18 protein-coding genes and 1 pseudogene are annotated in these 22,271 nt (G+C 61.6%); 15 read left to right on the top strand and 4 right to left on the bottom strand.

Features of this window, described 5'->3' with window-relative positions; translation table 11 throughout:
• Positions 1-21: 21 nt before the first annotated feature.
• Complete coding sequence (locus tag AACY49_RS06220; RefSeq protein ID WP_339522407.1) at positions 22-5,928, top strand: Hpt domain-containing protein; 5,907 nt, start codon at positions 22-24, stop codon at positions 5,926-5,928.
• Positions 5,921-6,379: a chemotaxis protein CheW gene (locus AACY49_RS06215; protein ID WP_339522405.1), complete on the top strand. Its 459-nt coding sequence runs from the start codon at positions 5,921-5,923 to the stop codon at positions 6,377-6,379. The genes AACY49_RS06220 and AACY49_RS06215 overlap by 8 nt, the downstream gene beginning before the upstream one ends.
• Before the next feature lie 127 nt (positions 6,380-6,506).
• On the opposite strand, the gene AACY49_RS06210 is transcribed toward AACY49_RS06215, so the two are convergent.
• The gene (locus AACY49_RS06210; RefSeq protein ID WP_258698663.1) at positions 6,507-6,884 is read right to left on the bottom strand and encodes a DUF6124 family protein; all 378 of its coding nucleotides are present in this window, start codon (positions 6,882-6,884) and stop codon (positions 6,507-6,509) included.
• A gap of 456 nt (positions 6,885-7,340) precedes the next feature.
• Between AACY49_RS06210 and AACY49_RS06205 the strand changes: the two genes are divergently transcribed.
• From AACY49_RS06205 to madM, 11 genes and pseudogenes are all read left to right on the top strand, one after another.
• Entirely contained in the window at positions 7,341-7,970 is a 630-nt protein-coding gene (locus AACY49_RS06205; protein ID WP_339522403.1) for a nucleotidyltransferase domain-containing protein, read from the top strand.
• A pseudogene (locus tag AACY49_RS06200) lies at positions 7,933-8,324 on the top strand (hypothetical protein). Before AACY49_RS06205 ends, AACY49_RS06200 begins: the two are co-directional and overlap by 38 nt.
• A 225-nt stretch (positions 8,325-8,549) precedes the next feature.
• Positions 8,550-10,220 carry a malonate decarboxylase subunit alpha gene (mdcA, locus tag AACY49_RS06195; protein ID WP_339522402.1) on the top strand — a complete coding sequence of 557 codons (1,671 nt, stop codon included), beginning with the start codon at positions 8,550-8,552 and terminating at the stop codon, positions 10,218-10,220.
• Positions 10,220-11,095 carry a triphosphoribosyl-dephospho-CoA synthase gene (locus AACY49_RS06190; protein WP_339522400.1) on the top strand — a complete coding sequence of 292 codons (876 nt, stop codon included), beginning with the start codon at positions 10,220-10,222 and terminating at the stop codon, positions 11,093-11,095. The genes mdcA and AACY49_RS06190 overlap by 1 nt, the downstream gene beginning before the upstream one ends.
• Positions 11,095-11,394, top strand: a complete 300-nt coding sequence (locus AACY49_RS06185) for a malonate decarboxylase subunit delta (protein ID WP_339522398.1) — start codon at positions 11,095-11,097, stop codon at positions 11,392-11,394. Before AACY49_RS06190 ends, AACY49_RS06185 begins: the two co-directional genes overlap by 1 nt.
• Entirely contained in the window at positions 11,387-12,238 is an 852-nt protein-coding gene (locus tag AACY49_RS06180) for a biotin-independent malonate decarboxylase subunit beta (protein WP_339522396.1), read from the top strand. Before AACY49_RS06185 ends, AACY49_RS06180 begins: the two co-directional genes overlap by 8 nt.
• On the top strand, positions 12,235-13,038 hold the full coding sequence (gene mdcE / locus AACY49_RS06175; RefSeq protein ID WP_339522394.1) for a biotin-independent malonate decarboxylase subunit gamma: 804 nt from the start codon (positions 12,235-12,237) through the stop codon (positions 13,036-13,038). Before AACY49_RS06180 ends, mdcE begins: the two co-directional genes overlap by 4 nt.
• Entirely contained in the window at positions 13,032-13,652 is a 621-nt protein-coding gene (locus tag AACY49_RS06170; RefSeq protein WP_339522392.1) for a malonate decarboxylase holo-ACP synthase, read from the top strand. The genes mdcE and AACY49_RS06170 overlap by 7 nt, the downstream gene beginning before the upstream one ends.
• A complete protein-coding gene (gene mdcH / locus AACY49_RS06165; RefSeq protein WP_339522390.1) occupies positions 13,649-14,560 on the top strand; it encodes a malonate decarboxylase subunit epsilon in 912 nt (303 codons plus the stop codon). The genes AACY49_RS06170 and mdcH overlap by 4 nt, the downstream gene beginning before the upstream one ends.
• A gap of 66 nt (positions 14,561-14,626) precedes the next feature.
• Positions 14,627-15,043, top strand: a complete 417-nt coding sequence (gene madL, locus AACY49_RS06160) for a malonate transporter subunit MadL (protein WP_123357305.1) — start codon at positions 14,627-14,629, stop codon at positions 15,041-15,043.
• Position 15,044: 1 nt separating this feature from the next.
• A complete protein-coding gene (madM, locus tag AACY49_RS06155; protein WP_038981001.1) occupies positions 15,045-15,809 on the top strand; it encodes a malonate transporter subunit MadM in 765 nt (254 codons plus the stop codon).
• A gap of 150 nt (positions 15,810-15,959) precedes the next feature.
• Here the strand turns inward: madM and AACY49_RS06150 are convergent, their stop codons facing one another.
• Positions 15,960-16,874 carry a LysR family transcriptional regulator gene (locus AACY49_RS06150; RefSeq protein ID WP_258698673.1) on the bottom strand — a complete coding sequence of 305 codons (915 nt, stop codon included), beginning with the start codon at positions 16,872-16,874 and terminating at the stop codon, positions 15,960-15,962.
• A 154-nt stretch (positions 16,875-17,028) separates the two neighbouring features.
• Between AACY49_RS06150 and trhA the strand changes: the two genes are divergently transcribed.
• On the top strand, positions 17,029-17,646 hold the full coding sequence (gene trhA / locus AACY49_RS06145) for a PAQR family membrane homeostasis protein TrhA (RefSeq protein ID WP_258698674.1): 618 nt from the start codon (positions 17,029-17,031) through the stop codon (positions 17,644-17,646).
• 36 nt (positions 17,647-17,682) lie between these two features.
• Here trhA and AACY49_RS06140 read toward each other — a convergent pair whose 3' ends face one another.
• Positions 17,683-18,402 (bottom strand): 16S rRNA (uracil(1498)-N(3))-methyltransferase, encoded by a 720-nt coding sequence (locus AACY49_RS06140; protein ID WP_339522382.1) that lies wholly within the window; start codon positions 18,400-18,402, stop codon positions 17,683-17,685.
• Positions 18,403-18,581: 179 nt separating this feature from the next.
• Complete coding sequence (locus AACY49_RS06135; RefSeq protein ID WP_320393046.1) at positions 18,582-19,988, bottom strand: adenosylmethionine--8-amino-7-oxononanoate transaminase; 1,407 nt, start codon at positions 19,986-19,988, stop codon at positions 18,582-18,584.
• A 222-nt stretch (positions 19,989-20,210) separates the two neighbouring features.
• On the opposite strand from AACY49_RS06135, the gene AACY49_RS06130 reads away from it, so the two are divergent.
• Positions 20,211-22,085, top strand: a complete 1,875-nt coding sequence (locus tag AACY49_RS06130; RefSeq protein WP_339522380.1) for a flavin monoamine oxidase family protein — start codon at positions 20,211-20,213, stop codon at positions 22,083-22,085.
• The last annotated feature ends 186 nt before the right edge of the window (positions 22,086-22,271 follow it).

The following is a 22,271-nucleotide window of genomic DNA, read 5'->3' as shown; positions in this document are numbered from 1 at the left end:
ATGCATTTGATTGGAGTAGTTATGGGTGATCGGCACGACTATGTGGCCCTCGAGTGGGTCAAAGGCGAGATTGCCGAAACGCTGAAGCAGGCTTATCAGGCGATCGAAACCCTGATCGACGACCCGCAGGCGACGCACGCCCTGAGTGAGTGCCTGGCCTGTGTCCATCAGGTTCACGGCAGTTTGCAGATGGTCGAATTCTACGGCGCGGCGCTGCTCGCCGAAGAGATCGAGCAGTTGACCAGCGCCTTGCAGCGCAACCGTGTCAGCCATCGTGACGAGGCGCTCCATCTCTTGCTCCAGGCCCTGGGGCAATTGCCGACTTACCTGGACCGGGTGCAAGGCGCCCGTCGTGACTTGCCGCTGGTGGTGTTGCCGTTGATCAACGACCTGCGCAGCGCCCGCGGCGAAAGCCTGTTGTCGGAAACCAGCCTGTTCAGCCCGCAACTGCCGGACCTGCCGCCCCTGAGCCAAGAAGCCCTGGCGCTGCTGGAACCGTCCGACTTGCCGAATGTGCTGCGCAAGTTGCGGCAAATGTTGCAGATGGCGCTGGTCGGCTTGCTGCGCGAGCAGGATGACGAAACCCACTTCGGTTATCTGGCCAGGGTTTTTACCCATCTCGAAGGGCTGTGCGCCAATGCACCCCTGAGCCCGTTGTGGCAGGCCGCTTCGGCGCTGGTCGAAGGCATGCGCCATGGCGCGATCGCCAATAGCCCAGCGTTGCGCAGCCTGTTCAAGGACGCCGACAAAGAGCTCAAGCGTTGGCTCGAGCAAGGCATGTCCGCCATCAATCAACCGGCACCGCCAGAGCTGCTCAGGAGTTTGTTGTTCTATATTGCCAAGGCCGAACACCCCACCGGGCAGATGCTGACCATGAAAGATCGCTACTCACTGGACGACGCGCTACCCGACAGCGCGATGGTCGACGAAGAACGGGCACGGCTGGCCGGCCCTGACCGCGACGCCATGCGTTCGGTATTGGCGGCGCTGTGCGAAGAGCTGGTGCGGGTCAAGGAACGCCTGGACCTGTTCGTGCGCAGCGACCGTCAGCACACCTCGGACCTCGAAAGCCTGCTGGCACCTCTGCGGCAAATCGCCGACACCTTGGCGGTGCTCGGTTTCGGCCAGCCGCGCAAGGTCATCATCGATCAACTGGCGGTGGTGCTGAGCCTCGCCCAGGGCCAGCGCGAACCCAACGACGCGACCCTCATGGACGTCGCCGGGGCCTTGCTCTACGTCGAAGCGACCCTGGCCGGCATGGTCGGTACCGTAGAGCCGGAAAGCCAGGAAGACAGCCGTCTGCCGACCACCGACCTGACGCAGATCCACCAGATCGTGATCAAGGAATCGCGCATCTGCCTGCAACAGGCCAAAGACATGATCGTCGACTACATCGACGCCGACTGGGACCGTCAGTATTTGCAACCCTTGCCAGCGTTGCTGACCCAAGTGCGCGGTGCGCTGGCGATGATACCGTTGGCCCGCGCGGCGAGCCTGGTCGAGGCCTGCAACGGTTTCATCCGCGAGCATCTATTGGTGGACCCGGGCCAGCCCGGCTGGCAGCAACTGGACAGCCTGGCCGATGTCGTCACCAGCATCGAGTATTACCTGGAGCGCCTCAGCGACGACCCCGAAGCGCCCGGAGAACAACTGCTCGACGTCGCGGAAAAGGGCCTGGCCTCACTCGGTTTTTTCCCCAGCGAACAGCACGTGCCAATGCTTGAAGATGTGCTCAGCCCCAATGAAGCCCTGGTCATGCAGGACATGCAGGAACTCGACGACCCCGAAACCGTTCAGTCTCTGGCCGATGTGTTGGCCAGCCCGGTGTCGTCGGTCAACCCGCCAGCTCTGACCACGCCGGGCAGCCTGTTGCCGCCGCCCGCCGGTGAAGAGCCGGTGGACGATGAGCTACGGGAAGTCTTCCTCGAAGAAACTGACGAAGTGCTGGAAATCCTCCAGGAGTACTTGCCGCGCTGGTCGGCCAATCCCGACAGCACCTCGGCGCTGAGTGAACTACGTCGCGCCTTCCACACCCTCAAAGGCAGTGGCCGTATGGTCCGTGCGCTGGTGCTGGGCGAGCTGGCCTGGGCGGTGGAAAACCTGCTCAATCGCGTGCTTGAACACAGCGTTGCACCTGGGCCTGCGGTGCAGCAACTGGTGGGCGATGCGCTGAAACTGCTGCCGGAACTGGTGGCCGAGTTTGCCGCCAATGCCCAGCGCCAGCGCAACGATGTCGATCAATTGGCCGCCCGTGCCCATGCCCTCGCCAAGGGCGATGAACCGCTGCCCGATGAGGATGCGCAGGATGTCGCGGCGCTCGATCCTCTGTTGCTGGAGATCTTCCGCAACGAAGCCGAAACCCACTTGAACAGCCTCAATCGCTTCCTCGATCAAGCCGCCGAGCATGTGCCGCTTCAGGCCAGTGACGAGTTGCAGCGGGCGTTGCATACGCTCAAGGGCAGCGCCTCGATGGCTGGGGTGCTGCCGATTGCCGAGTTGGCGGCGTCGCTGGATGAACTGACCCGGGAATACAAGGCGCACCGGATTACCCTCGATCTGGACGAAGTCGAATTGCTGCTGGAAGCCGAAGGTTTGTTCCGCCTGGGGCTGCGACAGCTCAAGAGCGACCCGCTGGCCGACATCCCCGGCGCCCGTTCGTTGATCGAACGCACCCAGGCCTTGCTGGCCGAGCGTCTGCAAAGCCTGTCGAGCGCGCCCAATACGGGGCTGCGGATCAAGCGCGATCCGCAACTGATCAACAACTTCCTCGCCCAGGGCATGGACATCCTGCTGGATGCCGAAAGCCTGTTGCAGCGCTGGCAGCAGCATCCCGGCGAGCGGCAGGAACTCAGCGCATTGCTGGACGAACTGACCACCCTGGGCGAAGGCGCGCATCTGGCCGATCTGCATCCGGTGGATGAACTCTGCGAAGCCTTGCTCGACCTTTATGGCGCGGTGGAAGAAAGCAGCCTGGCGGTCAGCGACAGGTTTTTCCACGAGGCGCAAAGTGCCCACGAAGCGCTGATCAACATGCTCGACGAACTGGCTGCCGGCCAGGAAGTCACTGCGCAACCACAGCGAGTACAGGCCTTGCGCGGTTTGCTCGATGAGAGTCTCGACCCCTCCTCAATGGGCCTGATCCGCAGTGACGGCAGCCGCACCCTGAGCATTCGGGAGCTGGGCAGCGCCACGGCCGAGCTGGAACAGGCCGCCACTCAGGTGGAACTGGACGACGAAATCGTTTCGATCTTCCTTGAAGAAGCGGTGGATATCCTGGAAAGCGCCGGCCAGGCCTTGCAGCGCTGGCTGGGTGACCCGGATAACGCCGCACCGCTGTCGTCCTTGCAGCGGGATTTACACACCCTCAAGGGCGGTGCGCGGATGGCCGAGGTCGAGCCAGTCGGCGATTTGGCCCATGAACTGGAAAACCTTTACGCAGGCCTGGTAGACCGCCGTTACAGTCACAGCGAAGCGCTGGCGCAGTTGCTGCAACAGAGCCATGACCGGCTGGCCATGTTCCTTGAGCAGTTGCAGCACAACCGCCCGTTGGGCGATCCGGGTGAGTTGATCGAAGCCATTCGTGAGTTTCGCCAGAGCAATGCCGCCGGCAGCGCCGAGGTGATCGAACCGGCAGCCAGCAACGACTCGGCGGGCCATGATCCCGAGCTTCTGGAGATCTTCCTCGAGGAAGGTTTCGACATCATTGAAAACTCCGGTGCGGCACTGTTGCGCTGGCAGGCCGAGCCGTCGAATCGCCAGGAAGTGGAAACCCTGCTGCGCGATCTGCACACCCTCAAGGGTGGTGCACGGATGGTGGAGATTGCGCCGATTGGCGACTTGGCCCATGAACTGGAATTCCTCTACGAAGGCTTGTCGGCTGGCGTGCTGCAACCCACCGCCGAGCTATTCTCGTTGTTGCAACGCAGCCATGACCGACTGGCGCAGATGCTCGACGCCGTCCGTGCCGGTCAGCCATTGCCACCGGCCGATCGGCTGATCGACGCGATCAAGAATTTCAGCCATCCGGCGGTGCTCGAAGCACCGGCGCCGGTGGTGATGCCCACCACCCCCAAAGCCGAACCAGCCGCACCGCAATCCGAAGGCACCGACACGGTCAAGGTCTCGGCGGAGCTGCTCGACGATCTGGTCAACCTGGCCGGGGAAACCTCGATCTTTCGCGGGCGCATCGAACAACAGGTTAACGACGCACGGGTAGCCCTGAGCGAGATGGAAACCACCATCGAACGCATGCGCGACCAATTGCGCCGCCTCGATACCGAAACCCAGGGGCGGATTCTCAGCCGTCAGCAAGTCGAAGCCGAGCGCCTGGGCTACGAAGAATTCGACCCGCTGGAGATGGACCGTCACTCGCAGTTGCAACAGTTGTCGCGGGCGCTGTTCGAGTCTGCCTCCGACCTGCTCGACCTCAAGGAAACCCTCGAGCGGCGTAATCAGGATGCGGAAAACCTGCTGCAACAGCAGGGCCGCATCAACACCGAATTGCAGGAAGGCCTGATGCGCACGCGCATGGTGCCGTTCGAGCGAATGCTGCCGCGTTTGAAGCGCATCGTCCGTCAGGTTTCCAGCGAGCTGGGCAAGGACGTGGAATTCGTCGTCGGCAACGCCGAAGGCGAGATGGACCGCAACGTCCTCGAACGCATGGCCGCGCCGCTGGAACACATGCTGCGCAACGCCGTCGACCATGGGCTGGAATCGGCCGAGGTGCGTATCGCGGCGGGTAAACCGGCCCAGGGCAAGATCACCCTCGACCTGTCGCGAGAGGGCGGTGACATCATTTTCGACATCCGCGACGACGGTGCCGGCGTGCCGCTGGACGCCGTGCGGCGCAAGGCGATCAAGCGCGGGCTGCTCGACCAGGACAGCGACATCAGCGATCGCGATGTGCTGCAATTCATCCTGCAGCCGGGGTTCTCAACTGCCGAGAAAATCACCCAGATCTCCGGGCGTGGCGTGGGCATGGACGTGGTTCACGAAGAGGTCCGGCAGCTTGGCGGCAGCATGAGCATCGACTCGACGTCGGGGCAGGGCGTGCATTTCCGGATTCGCCTGCCGTTCACCGTGTCGGTCAACCGTGCGCTGATGGTGCAATGCGGGGAGGATCAATACGCGATCCCGCTGAACACCATCGACGGCATCGTTCGGGTGTTGCCCAACGAACTCGAAGGGCATTACCGGCTCGATCCGCCGACCTACGAATACGCCGGGCAACGTTATGAGTTGTGCTACCTCGGCGAGCTGCTGAAAACCAGCACCCGCCCGAAATTGCTGGGCCAGAGCCTGCCGTTGCCGGTATTGCTGGTGCAGTGCAACGAGCGGCATGTCGCGGTGCAGGTGGATGCCATGGCCGGCACCCGGGAAATCGTGGTCAAAAGCCTCGGCCCGCAGTTCGCCGCGGTGCAGGGTTTGTCCGGCGCGACAATTCTGGGCGATGGCCGGGTGGTGCTGATTCTCGACTTGCTGGCGCCGATCCGCGCGATGCAAACGCGGGTGCCGCAACGACCGGTGACGCAGGACGTAGAGCCCGAGTCGCAACGACCCTTGCTGGTGCTGGTGGTCGACGATTCGGTCACCGTGCGCAAGGTCACCAGCCGCTTGCTGGAACGCCACGGCATGAACGTGCTGACCGCCAAGGACGGTGTCGACGCCATGTTGCAGCTCGAAGAACACATGCCCGACCTGATGCTGCTGGACATCGAAATGCCGCGCATGGACGGCTTCGAAGTGGCGACCCAGGTGCGCGCTGACGAGCGTCTGCGGCATCTGCCGATCATCATGATCACCTCCCGCACCGGCCAGAAACACCGCGACCGCGCCATGGCCATCGGCGTCAACGACTACCTCGGCAAGCCGTATCAGGAATCGGTGCTGCTCGACAGCATCGCCCGGTGGAGCAAAACCCATGCATGAACACCGCTCCAGCAACCTCACTGGGCTTTTACTGCCCTTGGCGGATCGCAACCTGATCCTGCCCAATGTTGCCGTCGCCGAACTCATCGACTATCAGCCGGGGGCTTTCGATCTCGATACACCGCCGTGGTATCTGGGACGGGTGACGTGGCGAAACCGGCAGATTCCGTTGCTCAGTTTCGAATCGGCGTGTGGCAACAAAGTGGTGATCGGTGAGCGAGCACGGATCGTCATCCTCAACGCCCTCGGCGGGCGGCCTGAGCTGAAGTTCATTGCACTGCTGGTGCAGGGGATTCCGCGGTCTTACAAGCTGGATAGCCAGTTGAGCTATGTCGATGTGCCGTTGTGTTCGCTGGAGCAGGCGGCGGTGCAGGTGGGGGAGCAAGTGGCGAAGGTGCCTGACTTGCTCGCGCTGGAGGAGTTGCTTGTTACAGCAGGGTTAGCCCACTGATCGTTCCCAACGCTCCGCGTGGGAATGCCTCAACGGACGCTCCGCGTTCGGCTTTTTGGGACGCAGAGCGTCCCGGGCTGCATTCCCACGCAGAGCGTGGGAACGATCATGAACAAAGGTTTGTGCGTTAAACCCCGGTCTGAGCCTTCATCTGCAACGACTCATGATGATCCAGCACCCGCTCCACCAACAACTGCACGCCATCTGCCAAACGACTGAGCGCCAAGGCGACAGAGCGGCGTGAGCCCTCCACATCGTCCGCCAGATCGGCCGCAATGGCGCTGATGGACAGCAGGTCTTCGGAGGCATTGGCCAGAAGGGCTTCGGTGTCGATATCGGGGGAGACGGTGAAGAGCTGGGACTTGCGGCGTTTGGCCGGTTTTTCGTGGGGTGACGGGAAGTAATGGGAGAAGGCGCGGTCGGCGGCTTCCTTGAATTTCTCGGCTTCGAGGGATGCTTGGGAATCGACGCCGGTTTCCGGGGGATTGGGAGTAGCTTTGAACATAGTGAAGCTCCATTTAATGAGTTTCAGCTGCTCCATCGGGTTCCAATCGAAGGGGTGGCAGCTGTACGCGGGCTGGAACCCGGGCAAACGGACAAAACCCGACAGACACTAAGGTCTCCCGCGCACAGCCGCCATAACGGAATGCACACATTAAAGGTGCGCAAGCATACGTTATGAAAGGCGCTTTTGCCTCGTTAACACCACGGGGTTCCAATCCCGGTCGCTGAGCTTGCAGCGACCTCCAAACGATAGAGATCAACGCAAAACCGCACCAGTCAGCGGGTTCCGGCATTGCTGTAGGCAGCGACGCCAGATTGCGTAGCCTCACACCGTTCCTGCGGACAAACTTTTAAACACAAAACCCCAAGCGGTCGGACCTCGCCACAAAGGTTTCTGGCTTGAAGATTCCCAAAAAGGGACCTATCGTTCCTTTTTTGGGACTTATCGGTCGTTGCCGTGAAAAACCTGTCATTGAGCGAAGCCTTGTTCACCACCACCCAGCAAAAAGTGCTGGGCCTGCTGTTTGGTAAACCCGACCGTAGTTTTTATGCCAACGAAATCGCCCGCTGGGCTCAAGTGGGTAAAGGCAGCCTCATGCGCGAGCTGGATCGGTTGCAGCGGGCAGGCGTGCTGACCATGACCCGTCAGGGCAACCAGACCCACTATCAAGCCAATCCCGACTGCCCGATCTATGCGGAACTGCTGGGCATCGCCCGCAAAACCTTTGGTATTGCCGAACCTCTGCGTCAGGCGCTCCAACCCTTTGCCGAACAGATTACTTGGGCATTTGTGTACGGCTCTATCGCCAAGGATCAGGCAAACGCATCCAGTGACATTGATCTCATGCTGATCGGCGAGGGCCTGCACTACAGTGAAGTGATGGAGCGGCTTATACCGATGGAAGAGCAGTTGGGCCGCGTCCTCAACCCGACGCTCTACACCCCCGACGACTGGGCCGCAAAACTGGTGGCTGAAAATAGTTTTGTCGTGCGGGTAGCACAGCAGGACAAGATCAACCTGATGGGGGGAAACCCTTTGGAGTCCAAGGATGGGCAGCAACGAGAACCTGGAAAACCTGTTACGTAGCGGTGGGCTGAAAGCTGAGCCGCCGGATCGCAAGGAGTGCGAAGGGCTGATGCGTTCGGCTGTGGATCGATTGAAAGACGCGCAAACGTCTTCGCTTTCCTTCGCGAGTCGTTTCGACCTGGCTTACAACGCTGCCCATGCCCTTGCACTGACGGCTCTTCGCTTGTGCGGCTACCGTTCAGACAAGCGATATCTGGTGTTTCAGTGCCTGTGTCATGAGCGACGAAACCTGGCGGAGTACGAAGGCTATATGATGAAGATCCGGCGTTGTTGGCGCAGTTGTTGGAAAGTGCTGAACAGCTTCTGATTCGAGTGCAGGAACAGATGGCGTCCTTCAGTTCATCGCAGACCTGATCGTTCCTACGCGCAGCAAAGGAATGCAGCCCGGGACGCTCCGCGTCCCATTCGAGAGCTGGAACGCGGAGCGTCCCTTGAGGCATTCCCACGCAGAGCGTGGGAACGATCGGGACGGTGTTCGATCATTACGGTCAGCGTAACGATCCAACACTCTGCTTGATTGATGCCCCCCACCCAACGCTCCTAAGGTGACTCCCACGACAGCGAACCCGTGGAGTGGTCATGACAACAACAATATCCCCCGACTCGCGATGGACGCGGCGGCGCAGCGAAAAGCAGCGGCGTCTCGAGCTAGTGCGGGGTTTCGCCGACGGTGTGGTGCTGCCCACCGACAAGATCGTTGCGGCGCTGGAGGCGTTGATTCTGCCTGGCGACCGTGTGGTGCTGGAGGGCAATAACCAGAAACAGGCGGATTTCCTGTCTCGTTCCCTGGCCAAGGCCGACCCGGGCAAGCTGCATGACCTGCACATGATCATGCCCAGCGTCGGGCGCTCCGAGCACCTGGACCTGTTCGAGCGCGGCATTGCCCGCAAGCTCGATTTCTCGTTCGCCGGCACCCAGAGCCTGCGCATCAGCCAGTTGCTCGAAGACGGTCTGTTGGAAATCGGCGCAATCCACACCTACATCGAGCTCTATGCGCGGCTGGTGGTGGACCTGATCCCCAACGTCGTGCTCTCGGCCGGTTTCATGGCTGATCGCGCCGGCAACATCTATACCGGGCCGAGTACCGAAGACACCCCCGCGTTGATCGAACCGGCCGCCTTCAGCGACGGCATCGTCATCGTTCAGGTCAACCAATTGGTGGACGACGTCAGCGAACTGCCCCGTGTCGACATCCCCGCATCCTGGGTCGATTTCGTGGTGGTGGCTGACAAGCCGTTCTACATCGAACCACTGTTCACCCGCGACCCACGGCACATCAAGCCTGTGCACGTGTTGATGGCGATGATGGCGATCCGCGGGATCTACGAAAAACACAACGTTCAGTCGCTCAATCACGGCATCGGTTTCAACACCGCGGCCATCGAACTGATCCTGCCGACCTACGGCGAATCCCTCGGTTTGAAAGGCAAGATCTGCCGCAACTGGACCCTCAATCCGCATCCAACCCTGATCCCGGCCATCGAAAGCGGCTGGGTCGAAAGCGTGCATTGCTTCGGCACTGAACTGGGCATGGAAAACTACATCGCTGCCCGGCCTGATGTGTTTTTCACTGGCCGCGACGGCTCGCTGCGTTCCAATCGGATGTTCTGCCAACTGGCCGGGCAGTACGCGGTGGACCTGTTCATCGGCGCGACCCTGCAAGTCGACGGCGACGGTCATTCCTCCACCGTGACACGCGGTCGCCTGGCCGGTTTCGGAGGGGCGCCGAACATGGGCCACGACCCGCGCGGTCGCCGCCACGGCACGCCGGCCTGGCTCGACATGCGTCACGACGATGCACCCGAAGCTTTGCTCGAACGCGGCAAGAAACTCGTGGTGCAAATGGTCGAGACCTTCCAGGAGGGCGGCAAACCGACCTTCGTCGAAACCCTCGACGCGGTGGACGTGGCGAAGAAAAGCGGCATGCCACTGGCGCCGATCATGATCTATGGCGACGACGTCACTCACCTGCTGACCGAAGAAGGCATCGCCTATTTGTACAAGGCCCGTTCCCTCGAAGAACGTCAGGCGATGATCGCGGCTGTGGCCGGCGTAACCGCCATCGGCCTGCGCCACAACCCGAAAGACACCGCGCGCATGCGCCGCGAAGGCCTGATCGCTTTGCCCGAAGATCTCGGCATCCGCCGCACCGACGCCACCCGCGAGTTGCTTGCAGCGAAAAGCGTGGCCGATCTGGTGGAGTGGTCCGGTGGCCTCTACAACCCACCCGCCAAGTTCAGGAGCTGGTAATGCGCGCACTCAACCTGCAACCCAAAAACCTCACCCTGGCCGAACGGCTGGCGGATCTGGCAGTGGATGCGCTGATCGACGAAGCGGACCTGTCGCCGAAACCGGCGCTGGTCGATCGTCGCGGCAATGGCGCTCATACCGATTTGCACCTCGGGCTGATGCACGCTTCGGCGTTGTCCTTATGGCCGGCGTTCAAGGCCATGGCGGACGCGGCCATCGAGTTCGGCGAAGTCGGTTTACCGTTGCGCGAAACCGTTGGGCGGCTTGGTCGTGAAGGGGAGCAAGAGATGCTTGCCACCACGGGCGGCGTGAACACCCATCGTGGTGCGATCTGGGCGTTGGGTCTTTTGGTCACTGCCGCCGCGCTGGAACCTGAATCCTGTTCTGCAAGCTCAATCGCTTTGCGCGCTGCACGCCTGGCCTTGCTCGATGACCGTTACTCGCCACGTCCTTTAAGCCACGGTGCCCAGGTCGCCCAACGTTACGGCGTTCGCGGTGCCCGTGAAGAGGCGCAGCTTGGTTTCCCGGCCGTGCTGCAACGTGGCCTGCCGCAACTCAAACGCAGCCGTGCCGCCGGCCATGGCGAACAGAACGCCCGGCTCGACGCCTTGCTGGCGATCATGACGACACTGGCCGACACCTGCGTGCTCTACCGTGCGGGCGAACAAGGCCTGCAGACCATGCAACTTGGTGCTCAAGCCGTGCTCGACGCCGGCGGCAGTGCGAGCCTGGCCGGTCGCCGCCGTTTGCATGAGCTGGACCAACAATTAATCGCGTTGAATGCCTCGCCCGGCGGCGCTGCGGACTTGCTCGCAGCCTGCCTGTTTATCGACCGCATCGAGTCGGGCGCCGGCATCTTCCAGGGAGCGTTTTGATGGAAACCTTATCCTTTGAATTCCCCGCCGGGCCGCCGCCACGGGGCAGGGCGCTGGTGGGCTGCGTGGGCTCGGGCGATCTGGAAGTGCTGATCGAACCGGGGTTGGCGGGCAAGCTGACGATCCAGGTGCAGACCTCGGTCAACGGCAGCGAACAACGCTGGCAGCATCTGTTCGCGCGGATGTTCGACGGCCAGACACCGCCCGCGATGGCGATCGATATCCACGATTTCGGCGCCACTCCCGGCGTGGTGCGTTTGCGCCTGGAACAAGGCTTCGAGGAGATCAGCCATGACTGACAGCGCAGCGCTTCTCCACAAGCACAGTTTCGTCGAACTCGGCGCCCGGCAACGGGCAAAAGCGCTGCTCGACGCCGACACCTTCCGCGAACTGCTCGACCCGTTTCAGCGCGTCATGTCGCCATGGCTGTCGCGCCAGGGCGTGGTGCCGCAAGCCGATGACGGCGTGGTGATTGCCAAGGGCAGCCTCGGTGGTTTGCCGGTGGTGATCGCGGCCATCGAAGGCGCGTTTCAGGGCGGCAGCCTGGGTGAAGTCGGCGGGGCGAAGATTGCCGGTGCGCTGGAACTGGCCGCCGAGGACAACCGCAAAGGCATTCCCACGCGTGCCGTGTTGCTGCTGGAAACCGGTGGCGTGCGTTTGCAGGAGGCCAACCTGGGGCTGGCGGCGATTGCCGATATTCATGCGGCGATTGTCGATCTGCGCCAGTACCAACCGGTAATCGGCGTGGTCGCCGGCAGCGTCGGTTGCTTTGGCGGCATGTCGATTGCCGCCGGGTTGTGCAGCTATTTGCTGGTGACTCAGGAAGCGCGCCTTGGCCTCAACGGCCCACAGGTGATCGAGCAGGAAGCCGGGCTTGAGGAATACGACTCCCGTGACCGGCCGTTTATCTGGAGCCTGACCGGTGGCGAGCAACGGTTCGCCAGTGGGTTGGTGGATCGCTATGTCGCTGACGACGTGGCGCAGATTCAGCAGCAGGTCGGCGAATTGCTCAAGCAAGGCTTGCCGGCGCAACAACGTAGCCGCCAGGCCGAATGGTTCCTGCAACGGCTGGCCAGGCTGGACGCCGAACCACAAATCGAGCCGGCGACGGTTCGCGATCTGTATCAAGGAGAGCGCTCATGAGTTCGTATTCCCTGAGAGGCTTGAACTGGTTCAACGCCTTGAGTGCCGACGCGAAACCGGTCGCGGGTTTGCCGGCGTCGTTGAAAGTCGCCGATGGCTTACTGGGTGAGCAGCCCGTGCGTTTTATCGCGGTGGTGGCCGATCCCGACAACCGCTTCGTCCGCGCCCGCAACGGTGAGGTCGGTTTGCTGGAAGGCTGGGGCCTGGCCAAAGCGGTGGATGACGTCATTGCTGCGGACAACGACAAACCTCAAAAACGCGCCTTGATCGCCATTGTCGATGTGCCCAGTCAGGCTTACGGCCGACGCGAAGAAGCCCTCGGCATTCATCAGGCCCTGGCCGGTGCGGCGGACAGTTATGCCCGCGCCCGACTGGCCGGGCACGCGGTGATCGGTTTGCTGGTGGGCAAGGCGATGTCCGGCGCCTTTCTCGCTCATGGCTATCAGGCCAACCGGTTGATCGCTCTGCGCGATCCGGGCGTGATGGTGCATGCGATGGGCAAGGCTTCGGCGGCGCGGGTCACCTTGCGCAGTGTCGAAGAACTTGAAGCCTTGGCCGTCAGCGTGCCGCCGATGGCCTATGACATCGACAGCTTTGCCAGCCTGGGTTTGCTTTGGGAAACCTTGTCGGTGGATCAGATCGAACAACCGACGACGGCGGATCTGGCGCGGGTGAATGAGTGTCTGGTTCAGGCGATTGAAAATGTCGAAGCCGGTCATCGCGATCTGAGTAGTCGCTTGGGTGCGAACAATCGTGCTGCGTCGAGCAAGGTTCGCCAACTATTGAGAGAGCAGTGGTGAACACGTTTCTGGCCCACGACCTGCTGTGGGGGATGACCCCGGAGCAGTTGCCTGCGGATGCGCCTGCGTGGGTGATCGAGTCGACCAGCGCGGGTCAGCCGGTGGTGGTTCGGCGCGCGATAACTGCGCCGGATCAAATCGCGGTCGGGGTACGCGGACGCTTGCGTGAGCAGCGTTATGCAACGTCGATGGCGATCACGGCGATTTCACGTCGGGTAAGGCCGGAAGAGCTGTGTCATGTCGAGACGGTTCGGGATCTGCCGGCGTTGCGAGCGCTGGCGCAACTGCGGCCGATGCTCGACACCTGCGGTTGGGTGTGGGGTGTCAGCGGCAGCGCCGGGTTTGAATTGGCCAGCGGTTTTGTGGCGTTGCATGAGCGCAGCGATCTGGATTTGATTCTGCGTACACCGCAACCGTTGAGCCGACTTCAGGCGCAAGAATGGGTGACGCTTCTCGGCACCGCTGAATGTCTGGTCGACATGCAATTGCAGACGCCGAATGGCGCCGTGGCCCTGCGCGAATGGGCCGGTCCGTCACAACGGGTGCTGCTAAAAAACGCTCAGGTCGCCTGCCTGGTCACCGACCCCTGGAACCCGCAGGAGCAAGCAGCGTGAGCAGTTTGCTGGTGTTCCCCGGTCAGGGCGCGCAGCAACCGGGCATGCTCCATCGTTTGCCTCGGGAAACGCTGATCGAGGCGAGCGAGGTGCTGGGTGAAGATGTCTTGTTGCTGGATTCTGCCGAGGCGTTGCAGTCGACGAGGGCGGTTCAACTGTGCCTGCTGATTGCTGGCGTGGCGGCTTCACGTCAGTTGTTATTGAAAGCGGACTACGTGGCCGGATTGTCCATTGGCGCCTATCCGGCGGCGGTGGTCGCCGGCGCCTTGAGCTTCAGTGATGCACTGCATCTGGTCAGCCTGCGCGGCGAACTGATGCAGCAGGCTTATCCTCAGGGCTATGGCATGACCGCGATCATCGGTCTGGATCTGGCGAAGGTGGAAAGGTTGCTGGCGCAGGTTCACAGCGTCGACACAGCGGTTTACCTGGCCAACATCAACGCCGATAACCAAGTCGTCATCGCTGGCAGCGATGGTGTGATGAAAGCGGTTGCCGAGTTGGCGAAGGGTTGTGGCGCCGGACTGGCCAAACGCCTGGCGGTCAGCGTGCCGTCCCATTGCCCGCTGCTGGAAACACCGGCAAAAACCCTGGCCGAAGCCTTCGCCAAGGTGCAATTGAAAACGCCGATCCTGGGTTATCTGAGCGGCAGTCGCGCCCGGCCTGTTATCAATCCCGAGGCGTTACGCGACGACCTGGCCTTCAACATGTGCCGTGTGGTGGATTGGCGCGGCACGGTGCAAAGCGCTTACGAGCGTGGCGTACGTCTACAGATCGAACTGCCGCCCGGTGCGGTGCTGACCGGATTGGCGCGCCGGGTGTTCGAGCAGGGCACCGTGATTGCCTTCGACGGCGCGCGGCTCGATACCTTGCAGGCGCTGTTGCGTGAGGAGGGAAGCCGCCAACCCTAGATCACCGACTCAGGCTGCGAACTACAAAAACAACAATTCCGACGATGCACTTTGAGGACTACAACAATGATTATTTACGGTGTGGCGCTTTTGGCGATCTGTACGCTGGCAGGGGTGATCATGGGCGACATGCTCGGCGCGTTGCTGGGGGTGAAATCCAACGTCGGCGGGGTCGGGATCGCGATGATCCTGCTGATTTGCGCGCGGTTGTGGATGCAAAAACGCGGCGGCATGACCAAGGACTGCGAGATGGGCGTCGGCTTCTGGGGCGCCATGTACATTCCGGTAGTGGTGGCGATGGCCGCGCAACAGAACGTCGTTACCGCCCTGCACGGCGGCCCGGTGGCGGTGTTGGCTGCGATCGGTTCGGTGGTGCTCTGCGGCTGCACCATTGCGCTGATCAGCCGGACCCACAAAGGTGAACCCTTGCCCGATGAACCGGCGGACATAACGCCGGTTGGCGCACCGGCAGGAGGTCGCTGATATGTGGGATCTCATCGAGAAAGGTCTGGAACATAACGGGTTGGTGACAGCGTTCGCGTTCGTTGGCGTGATCATGTGGGTGTCGGTGGTGTTGTCCAAACGCCTGACCTTCGGACGGATTCACGGCTCGGCGATTGCCATCGTCATCGGCCTGGTGCTGGCCTGGGTCGGAGGCACCATGACCGGCGGGCAAAAAGGCCTGGCGGATTTGTCGCTGTTTTCCGGCATTGGTTTGATGGGCGGTGCGATGTTGCGTGACTTCGCCATTGTCGCCACCGCGTTCGAGGTGCAGGCCACCGAAGCGAAAAAGGCCGGGATGATTGGTGTTATCGCGCTGCTGCTGGGCACGATCCTGCCGTTCATTGTCGGGGCGAGCATTGCCTGGGTGTTCGGTTATCGCGATGCGGTGAGCATGACGACCATTGGCGCAGGCGCGGTGACGTACATCGTCGGGCCAGTGACCGGGGCGGCGATTGGTGCCACGTCCGACGTGATGGCGTTGTCGATTGCCACCGGGCTGATCAAGGCAATTCTGGTGATGGTCGGCACGCCGATGGCGGCGCGCTGGATGGGGCTGGATAACCCGCGCTCGGCGATGGTGTTTGGTGGTCTGGCCGGGACGGTGAGTGGGGTGACGGCAGGGCTGGCGGCGACGGATCGCAGGCTGGTGCCGTATGGCGCGTTGACGGCGACGTTCCACACCGGGCTTGGGTGCTTGCTGGGGCCTTCGTTGCTGTACTTCATTGTTCGCGGGATTGTTGGCTAGATTGGTGATTGCTTTTTGTGGTGAGGGAGCTTGCTCCCGCTGGGCTGCGCAGCAGCCCCAACTTCTACCACCGAGGTGTATCAGGTAAATCCGGTGGTCTGATTTTGCGGGCGCTTCGCACCCGAGCGGGAGCAAGCTCCCTCGCCACATTCAAGCCTGCCGATTGGCATACATCCGACACTCCGCCAACAACGCCAACAAATTCGGGTCACGCTCCTTGGCCTTCAGAAACACCACGCCGATGTGCTGTTGCAACCGATACTTTTCCTGCAACGGAATCAGCTTCACCCGGTTCTCATACACCGCCGCAATCCTTCCCGGCAGCAACGCATAACCGACCCCGGAGCTGACCATGCTCAGCAGGGTGAAAATGTCGTTGACCTGCATCGCCACCTTCGGCTCGAACCCCGCCTGCTTGAACACCCGAATACCGTCCTGGTGCGTGGCGAAGCCTTGGGTCAAGGTGATGAACGTCTCGTCGCGCACCTCGGCCAGATCGACTTCGGCCCGCTGGGCAAAGGGCGAGTCAGCCGGGGTGGCGAGGAAGATGTCATCGGAAAACAGCGGGATCTGCTCGCAATCCGGGTCGTTGACGCTGTCGTCCAGCGACACCAGGATCGCGTCGACTTCCATGTTTTTGAGCTTGTACAACAGGTCGATGTTCGAGCCCAGGATCAGGTCGATATTGAGTTCGCTACGGCGGATTTTCAGGCCCATGATCAGCTGCGGCACGGTCTTCACCGTCAGCGAATACAGCGAGCCGAGTTTGAAGCGCTCAGCGGAGAACCCGGCAGCCTCGCGGGTCAGGCGCACGGTTTCGAGCACGTCCTGAATCAGCTTCTGCGCCCGTTCTTCCAGCACATAAGCGCTTTCGAGTGGGGTCAGGTTGCGGCCTTCGTGTTTGAATAGCGGGCAACGCAGGGCGCTTTCCAGAGAGTGGATGGCGCGGTGCACGCTGACGTTGCTGGTTTGCAACTCGGCGGCAGCGCGGGCCAGGTTGCCGGTACGCATGAAGGCCAGAAACACCTCGAGTTTTTTCAGGGTCAACTCTTCATCGATCAGCATGGGCGTGACTCTTATTCGAATCGCTCGATTGTGCCCAATTGGCTGACGTTTGGCTCGATGGCTTTTTGAGCTGCGCTATACGGAAACATTGCGCTTTTAACCTTGAGGCCTGAGCCTTGCGCAAGGCTGTGACGAATTTTGAGGTGAGCAACACATGTATCACGGGGAAAGATTGAACGCCTGGACGCATTTGGTCGGGGCGGTGGCGGCGGTTGTCGGGGGCGTGTGGCTGCTGGTGATCGCCAGTATGGACGGCAGTCCGTGGAAGATTGTCAGCGTGGCGATTTACGCGTTCACCTTGCTGGTGCTCTACAGCGCCTCGACCGTGTACCACAGCGTGCGCGGGCGCAAAAAAGCGATCATGCAGAAGGTCGATCACTTTTCGATCTACCTGCTGATTGCCGGCAGTTACACGCCGTTTTGCCTGGTGACCCTGCGTGGGCCGTGGGGCTGGACGCTGTTCGGGATTGTCTGGGGGCTGGCGCTGATCGGTATCCTGCAAGAGATCAAACCCCGCTCGGAAGCGCGAATTCTGTCGATTGTGATTTATGCGGTGATGGGCTGGATCGTGCTGGTGGCAGTCAAGCCGTTACTGGCGGCGTTGGGCCCTGTCGGCTTCGCCTGGCTGGCGTCGGGCGGGGTGTTGTACACCGTGGGGATTATCTTTTTTGCCCTCGACCATCGTCTGCGCCATGCCCACGGCATCTGGCATCTGTTCGTGATCGGCGGGAGTCTGCTGCACTTTGTGGCGATTTGGTTTTACGTTCTGTAGGAGCGGGCAAGCCTCGCTCCTACAGTCGAAGGTGGCCTAGAAGTCCCCCCAAAGTTGCTGGGCCACCGCCAGCGCCACCACCGGCGCGGTTTCGGTGCGCAGCACGCGCGGGCCGAGGCGGGCGGCGTGAAAGCCGCCAGCCTTGGCCTGCTCGACTTCAGCGTCGGACAACCCGCCTTCCGGGCCGATCAGAAACGCCAGCGTCGCCGGTTTCGCATGGCTCACCAATGGCTCGGCCACCGGGTGCAGCACCAGTTTCAATTCGGCCTGCGTCTGCTTCAACCAGTCGGCCAACAGCAGCGGTGGGTGAATCACCGGCACCCGTGAGCGCCCGCACTGCTCGCAGGCGCTGATCGCCACCTGACGCCAGTGCATCAGGCGTTTGTCGGCACGCTCGTCCTTGAGGCGGACTTCGCAGCGGTCGGTGAAGATCGGGGTGATTTCAGTGACGCCCAGCTCGGTGGCTTTCTGTATCGCCCAGTCCATCCGCTCGCCACGGGACAAACCCTGGCCGAGATGGACCGCAAGCGACGACTCGACCTGCCCAGCGAAGCTTTCATCGATTTGCACCACCACGCGCTTCTTGCCGACTTCCGCCAGCGTGCCGCGAAACTCGTGGCCCGAGCCGTCGAACAATTGCACCGTATCACCCTCGGCCATGCGCAGCACACGGCTGATGTAATGGGCCTGGGCCTCGGGCAGCTCGTGTTCGCCGGTGCTTAAAGGGGCGTCGATAAAAAAGCGGGACAGTCTCATCAATGGTCTCTACTGAATCTGATGTTCGGTATCGTAAGTTGGAACAAACTGGCTTTTGTGGCGAGGGAGCTTGCTCCCGCTGGACTGCGCAGCAGTCCCCTTCTTTTCAGATAGAGAGGGGGGCCGCTTCGCGACCCAGCGGGAGCAAGCTCCCTCGCCACAGGGTTTCTCGGTGACTTCTAGCCCGGATCACGGTAACCCGGATGAAAGTCCTTCGGCACCGCCACGCTGACGCTGTCACGGGTGGCGATGTCGATGCCTTCGCTGGCCACCTCGGCCAGAAAATCGATCTGCTCCGGGGTGATCACGTAGGGCGGCAGGAAATACACCACGCTGCCCAACGGCCTCAGTAAAGCACCTCGTTGCAGTGCATGCTGGAACACGGTCAAACCGCGACGTTCCTGCCACGGGTAAGCGGTCTTGCTGGCCTTGTCCTTGACCATCTCGATCGCCAGGACCATGCCGGTCTGGCGCACTTCGGCAACGTTCGGGTGATCGGCAAGGTGCGCCGTGGAGGAGGCCATGCGCTGGGCCAGGGCCTTGTTTTTCTCGATGACGTTGTCTTCTTCGAAGATATCCAGCGTCGCCAATGCTGCCGCGCAGGCCAGGGGATTACCCGTGTAGCTGTGGGAGTGCAGGAAGGCGCGCAGGGTCGGGTAGTCGTCGTAGAAAGCGCTGTAGACCTCATCGGTGGTCAGGCAGGCGGCCAACGGCAGGTAACCGCCGGTCAGGGCCTTGGACAGGCAGAGGAAATCCGGGCGGATGCCGGCCTGTTCGCAGGCGAACATCGTGCCGGTGCGACCGAAGCCGACGGCGATTTCATCGTGGATCAGGTGCACGCCATAACGGTCGCAGGCGTCGCGCAGCAGCTTGAGGTACACCGGGTGATACATGCGCATGCCGCCGGCGCCCTGAATCAGCGGCTCCAGAATCACGGCGGCCACGGTATCGTGATGGTCGGCCAGCGTTTGCTCCATGGCGGCGAACATATTGCGCGAGTGTTCTTCCCAGCTCATGCCCTCGGGGCGCAGGTAGCAATCGGGGCTCGGCACCTTGATGGTGTCCATCAGCAGGGCTTTGTAGGTTTCGGTGAACAGCGGCACGTCGCCCACCGCCATCGCCGCCATGGTTTCGCCGTGGTAGCCGTTGGTGAGGGTGACGAAGCGTTTCTTGTTCGGCTGGCCGCGGTTGAGCCAGTAGTGAAAGCTCATTTTCAGCGCGATTTCGATACACGACGAACCGTTATCGCCATAGAAGCAACGGGTCAGGCCTTCGGGCGTCATTTTTACAAGGCGCTCGGACAGCTCGATCACCGGCTGATGGCTGAAACCGGCGAGGATCACATGTTCCAGCTGATCGACCTGATCCTTGATGCGCTGGTTGATCCGCGGGTTGGCGTGGCCGAATACGTTGACCCACCAGGAGCTGACGGCGTCGAGGTAGCGTTTGCCTTCGAAGTCTTCAAGCCACACGCCCTCACCGCGCTTGATGGGGATCAGCGGCAGCTGTTCGTGGTCTTTCATCTGGGTGCAGGGATGCCATAACACGGCGAGATCGCGTTCCATCCACTGTTTATTCAGGCCCATATTCTGTCTCCTCGAGGCTACCCGTGACGTAGGCGGGTAAACAATCGCGCAAGCCTATGCAATGCGCGTCACCGGGACAACCCATTGTGTCGATTGAGCTACTTTGTATAGGACGATAGACGTTGCTGGCGGCGTTTTGATGGCTGACGTATTCTTCGCGGCTCTTTGAGTCGTCTGACTCGTAAAACCGCTATTTCCTCGTGTATTTCCGGAGTTCGCTGAATGTCTGCTGGTTGGCTGCGCGCCTGTGCGCTGGTGATGTTGGGGCTGTTCAGCGTTTCGGCGCTGGCCAAGGATAAAACGGCGATCGTGGTCGGCGGTGGGCTTTCGGGCCTCACCGCGGCTTACGAACTGCAGAACAAAGGCTGGCAGGTCACCTTGCTGGAAGCCAAACCGACCCTGGGCGGTCGCTCCGGCATGGCCACCAGTGAGTGGATCGGCAACGACAAGACCCAGCCGGTGCTGAACAAGTACGTCTCGACGTTCAAGCTGAGCACCACGCCAGCCCCTGAATTCGTGCGCACCCCAGGCTATCTGATCGACGGTGAATACTTCACCGCCGCCGATCTGACCGCTAAACAGCCGGCCACCGCCGAAGCGCTGAAACGCTACGAAAAGACCCTGGATGACCTGGCGCGTTCGATCGAAGACCCGCTGAACCCGGCCGCCAACAGCACGCTGTTCGCCCTGGATCAGATCAACGTGGCCAACTGGCTCGATCGCCTGAACCTGCCAGCCACTGCGCGTCAGTTGGTGAATCAGGAGATTCGTACCCGTTACGACGAACCTTCACGCCTGTCGCTGCTGTACTTCGCACAGCAGAGCCGCGTCTACCGGGGCGTTGCCGACCGTGACCTGCGCGCTTCGCGTCTGCCCGGTGGCAGCCCGGTATTGGCCCAGGCCTTCGTCAAACAACTGAAAACCATCAAGACCGGCTCTCCGGTTTCGTCCATTACCCAGGACAAGGACGGTGTGACCGTCAAGGTCGGCAGCGTTGGCTATCAGGCGGACTACGTCGTACTGGCCGTGCCGTTGCGCGCACTGAGCAAGATCCAGATGACTCCGGCGCTGGATGCCCAGCACATGGGCGCCATCAAGGGCACCAACTACGGCTGGCGTGACCAGATCATGCTGAAGTTCAAGACGCCAGTGTGGGAAAGCAAGGCGCGCATGTCTGGCGAGATCTACAGCAACGCCGGTCTGGGCATGTTGTGGATCGAGCCGGCCTTGAAGGGCGGCGCCAACGTGGTGATCAACATTTCCGGAGACAACGCGCGGGTGATGCAAGCCTTCGGCGACAAGCAGATGGCCGATCAGGTGCTGATTCGTCTGCACACCTTTTATCCACAGGCACGCGGTTCGTTCACCGGTTATGAAATCCGCCGCTACAGCACCGACCCGTCGATGGGCGGCGCTTACCTGGCCTTTGGTCCGGGCCAGATCAGCAAGTACTGGCGCCTGTGGGAACGTCCGCTGCAACGCGTAGCCTTTGCCGGTGAACACACCGACACCTTGTACCCAGGCACCCTGGAAGGTGCATTGCGCACCGGTCAGCGTGCAGCCAGTCAGCTGGAAGACCTGGCAGCGGGCAAGTCGTTTGAACCGGTGAAGGTTGTGCCGGCGGCGACCGCGACCGCAGCAGCGGCAGGCGCGGTGGTGGCGAAGAAAGGCAATTTCTTCAGCAACATGTTCGGTGGTTCGTCCGATAAAGCGGCTGACAAGCCAGAACCGGCCAAGGTTGAAGCGAAAGCTGAAGAGTCCAAGCCTGGCTTCTTCTCGCGGATGTTCGGCGGTGGTTCCGACAAGGCTCCGGCCAAGGCCGCTGAGCCAGTGGCACCGGTTGCGACGGCACCCGCCCCAGTACCCGCGCCGGCCCCAGCGCCAGTGCCGGTTGAGGCTGCGAAACCGGCAGAACCTGTGAAAGCCGAGCCGGTGAAGAAGGCACCGGCCAAAGCGCCAGTGAAAAAGCCTGCTGCCAAAACCGAGGCCAAAAAGGCTCCGGCCAAGGCAACGGCGAAAAAGGCTGAGCCGGTGAAGAAACCAGCGGCGAGTACCGCTGCGAAGACCCCGGCGACGACTGAAACCAAGACGCAGTAAGTCTTGGGATCAAAAAAAGCGCGGCAGTGATGCCTGACGCCAGTCGGTGTAAGGTGCGGAACCTGTGGGAGCGGGCTTGCTCGCGAAGAAGGCGTGTCAGTCGACAGTAATGTTGCCTGATACACCGCCTTCGCGGGCAAGCCCGCTCCCACATGGGTTGCGCTAACTAACTGGCATCAGGCAGAG

The sequence above is a fragment of the Pseudomonas sp. EL_65y_Pfl2_R96 genome, from assembly GCF_963970905.1.
Lineage (GTDB): Bacteria > Pseudomonadota > Gammaproteobacteria > Pseudomonadales > Pseudomonadaceae > Aquipseudomonas.
Note: the sequence above shows the minus strand (reverse complement) of the source record. Positions and strands in the feature narration are given on the sequence as shown.

Excerpts from the sequence above, each read along its gene's own strand:
- AACY49_RS06220 (WP_339522407.1), top strand. The coding sequence starts at position 22 with ATGGGTGATCGGCACGACTATGTGGCCCTCGAGTGGGTCAAAGGCGAG.
- AACY49_RS06215 (WP_339522405.1), top strand. The coding sequence starts at position 5,921 with ATGCATGAACACCGCTCCAGCAACCTCACTGGGCTTTTACTGCCCTTG.
- AACY49_RS06210 (WP_258698663.1), bottom strand. The coding sequence starts at position 6,884 with ATGTTCAAAGCTACTCCCAATCCCCCGGAAACCGGCGTCGATTCCCAA.
- mdcA (WP_339522402.1), top strand. The coding sequence starts at position 8,550 with ATGACAACAACAATATCCCCCGACTCGCGATGGACGCGGCGGCGCAGC.
- AACY49_RS06190 (WP_339522400.1), top strand. The coding sequence starts at position 10,220 with ATGCGCGCACTCAACCTGCAACCCAAAAACCTCACCCTGGCCGAACGG.
- AACY49_RS06185 (WP_339522398.1), top strand. The coding sequence starts at position 11,095 with ATGGAAACCTTATCCTTTGAATTCCCCGCCGGGCCGCCGCCACGGGGC.
- AACY49_RS06180 (WP_339522396.1), top strand. The coding sequence starts at position 11,387 with ATGACTGACAGCGCAGCGCTTCTCCACAAGCACAGTTTCGTCGAACTC.
- mdcE (WP_339522394.1), top strand. The coding sequence starts at position 12,235 with ATGAGTTCGTATTCCCTGAGAGGCTTGAACTGGTTCAACGCCTTGAGT.
- madL (WP_123357305.1), top strand. The coding sequence starts at position 14,627 with ATGATTATTTACGGTGTGGCGCTTTTGGCGATCTGTACGCTGGCAGGG.
- madM (WP_038981001.1), top strand. The coding sequence starts at position 15,045 with ATGTGGGATCTCATCGAGAAAGGTCTGGAACATAACGGGTTGGTGACA.
- AACY49_RS06150 (WP_258698673.1), bottom strand. The coding sequence starts at position 16,874 with ATGCTGATCGATGAAGAGTTGACCCTGAAAAAACTCGAGGTGTTTCTG.
- trhA (WP_258698674.1), top strand. The coding sequence starts at position 17,029 with ATGTATCACGGGGAAAGATTGAACGCCTGGACGCATTTGGTCGGGGCG.
- AACY49_RS06140 (WP_339522382.1), bottom strand. The coding sequence starts at position 18,402 with ATGAGACTGTCCCGCTTTTTTATCGACGCCCCTTTAAGCACCGGCGAA.
- AACY49_RS06135 (WP_320393046.1), bottom strand. The coding sequence starts at position 19,988 with ATGGGCCTGAATAAACAGTGGATGGAACGCGATCTCGCCGTGTTATGG.
- AACY49_RS06130 (WP_339522380.1), top strand. The coding sequence starts at position 20,211 with ATGTCTGCTGGTTGGCTGCGCGCCTGTGCGCTGGTGATGTTGGGGCTG.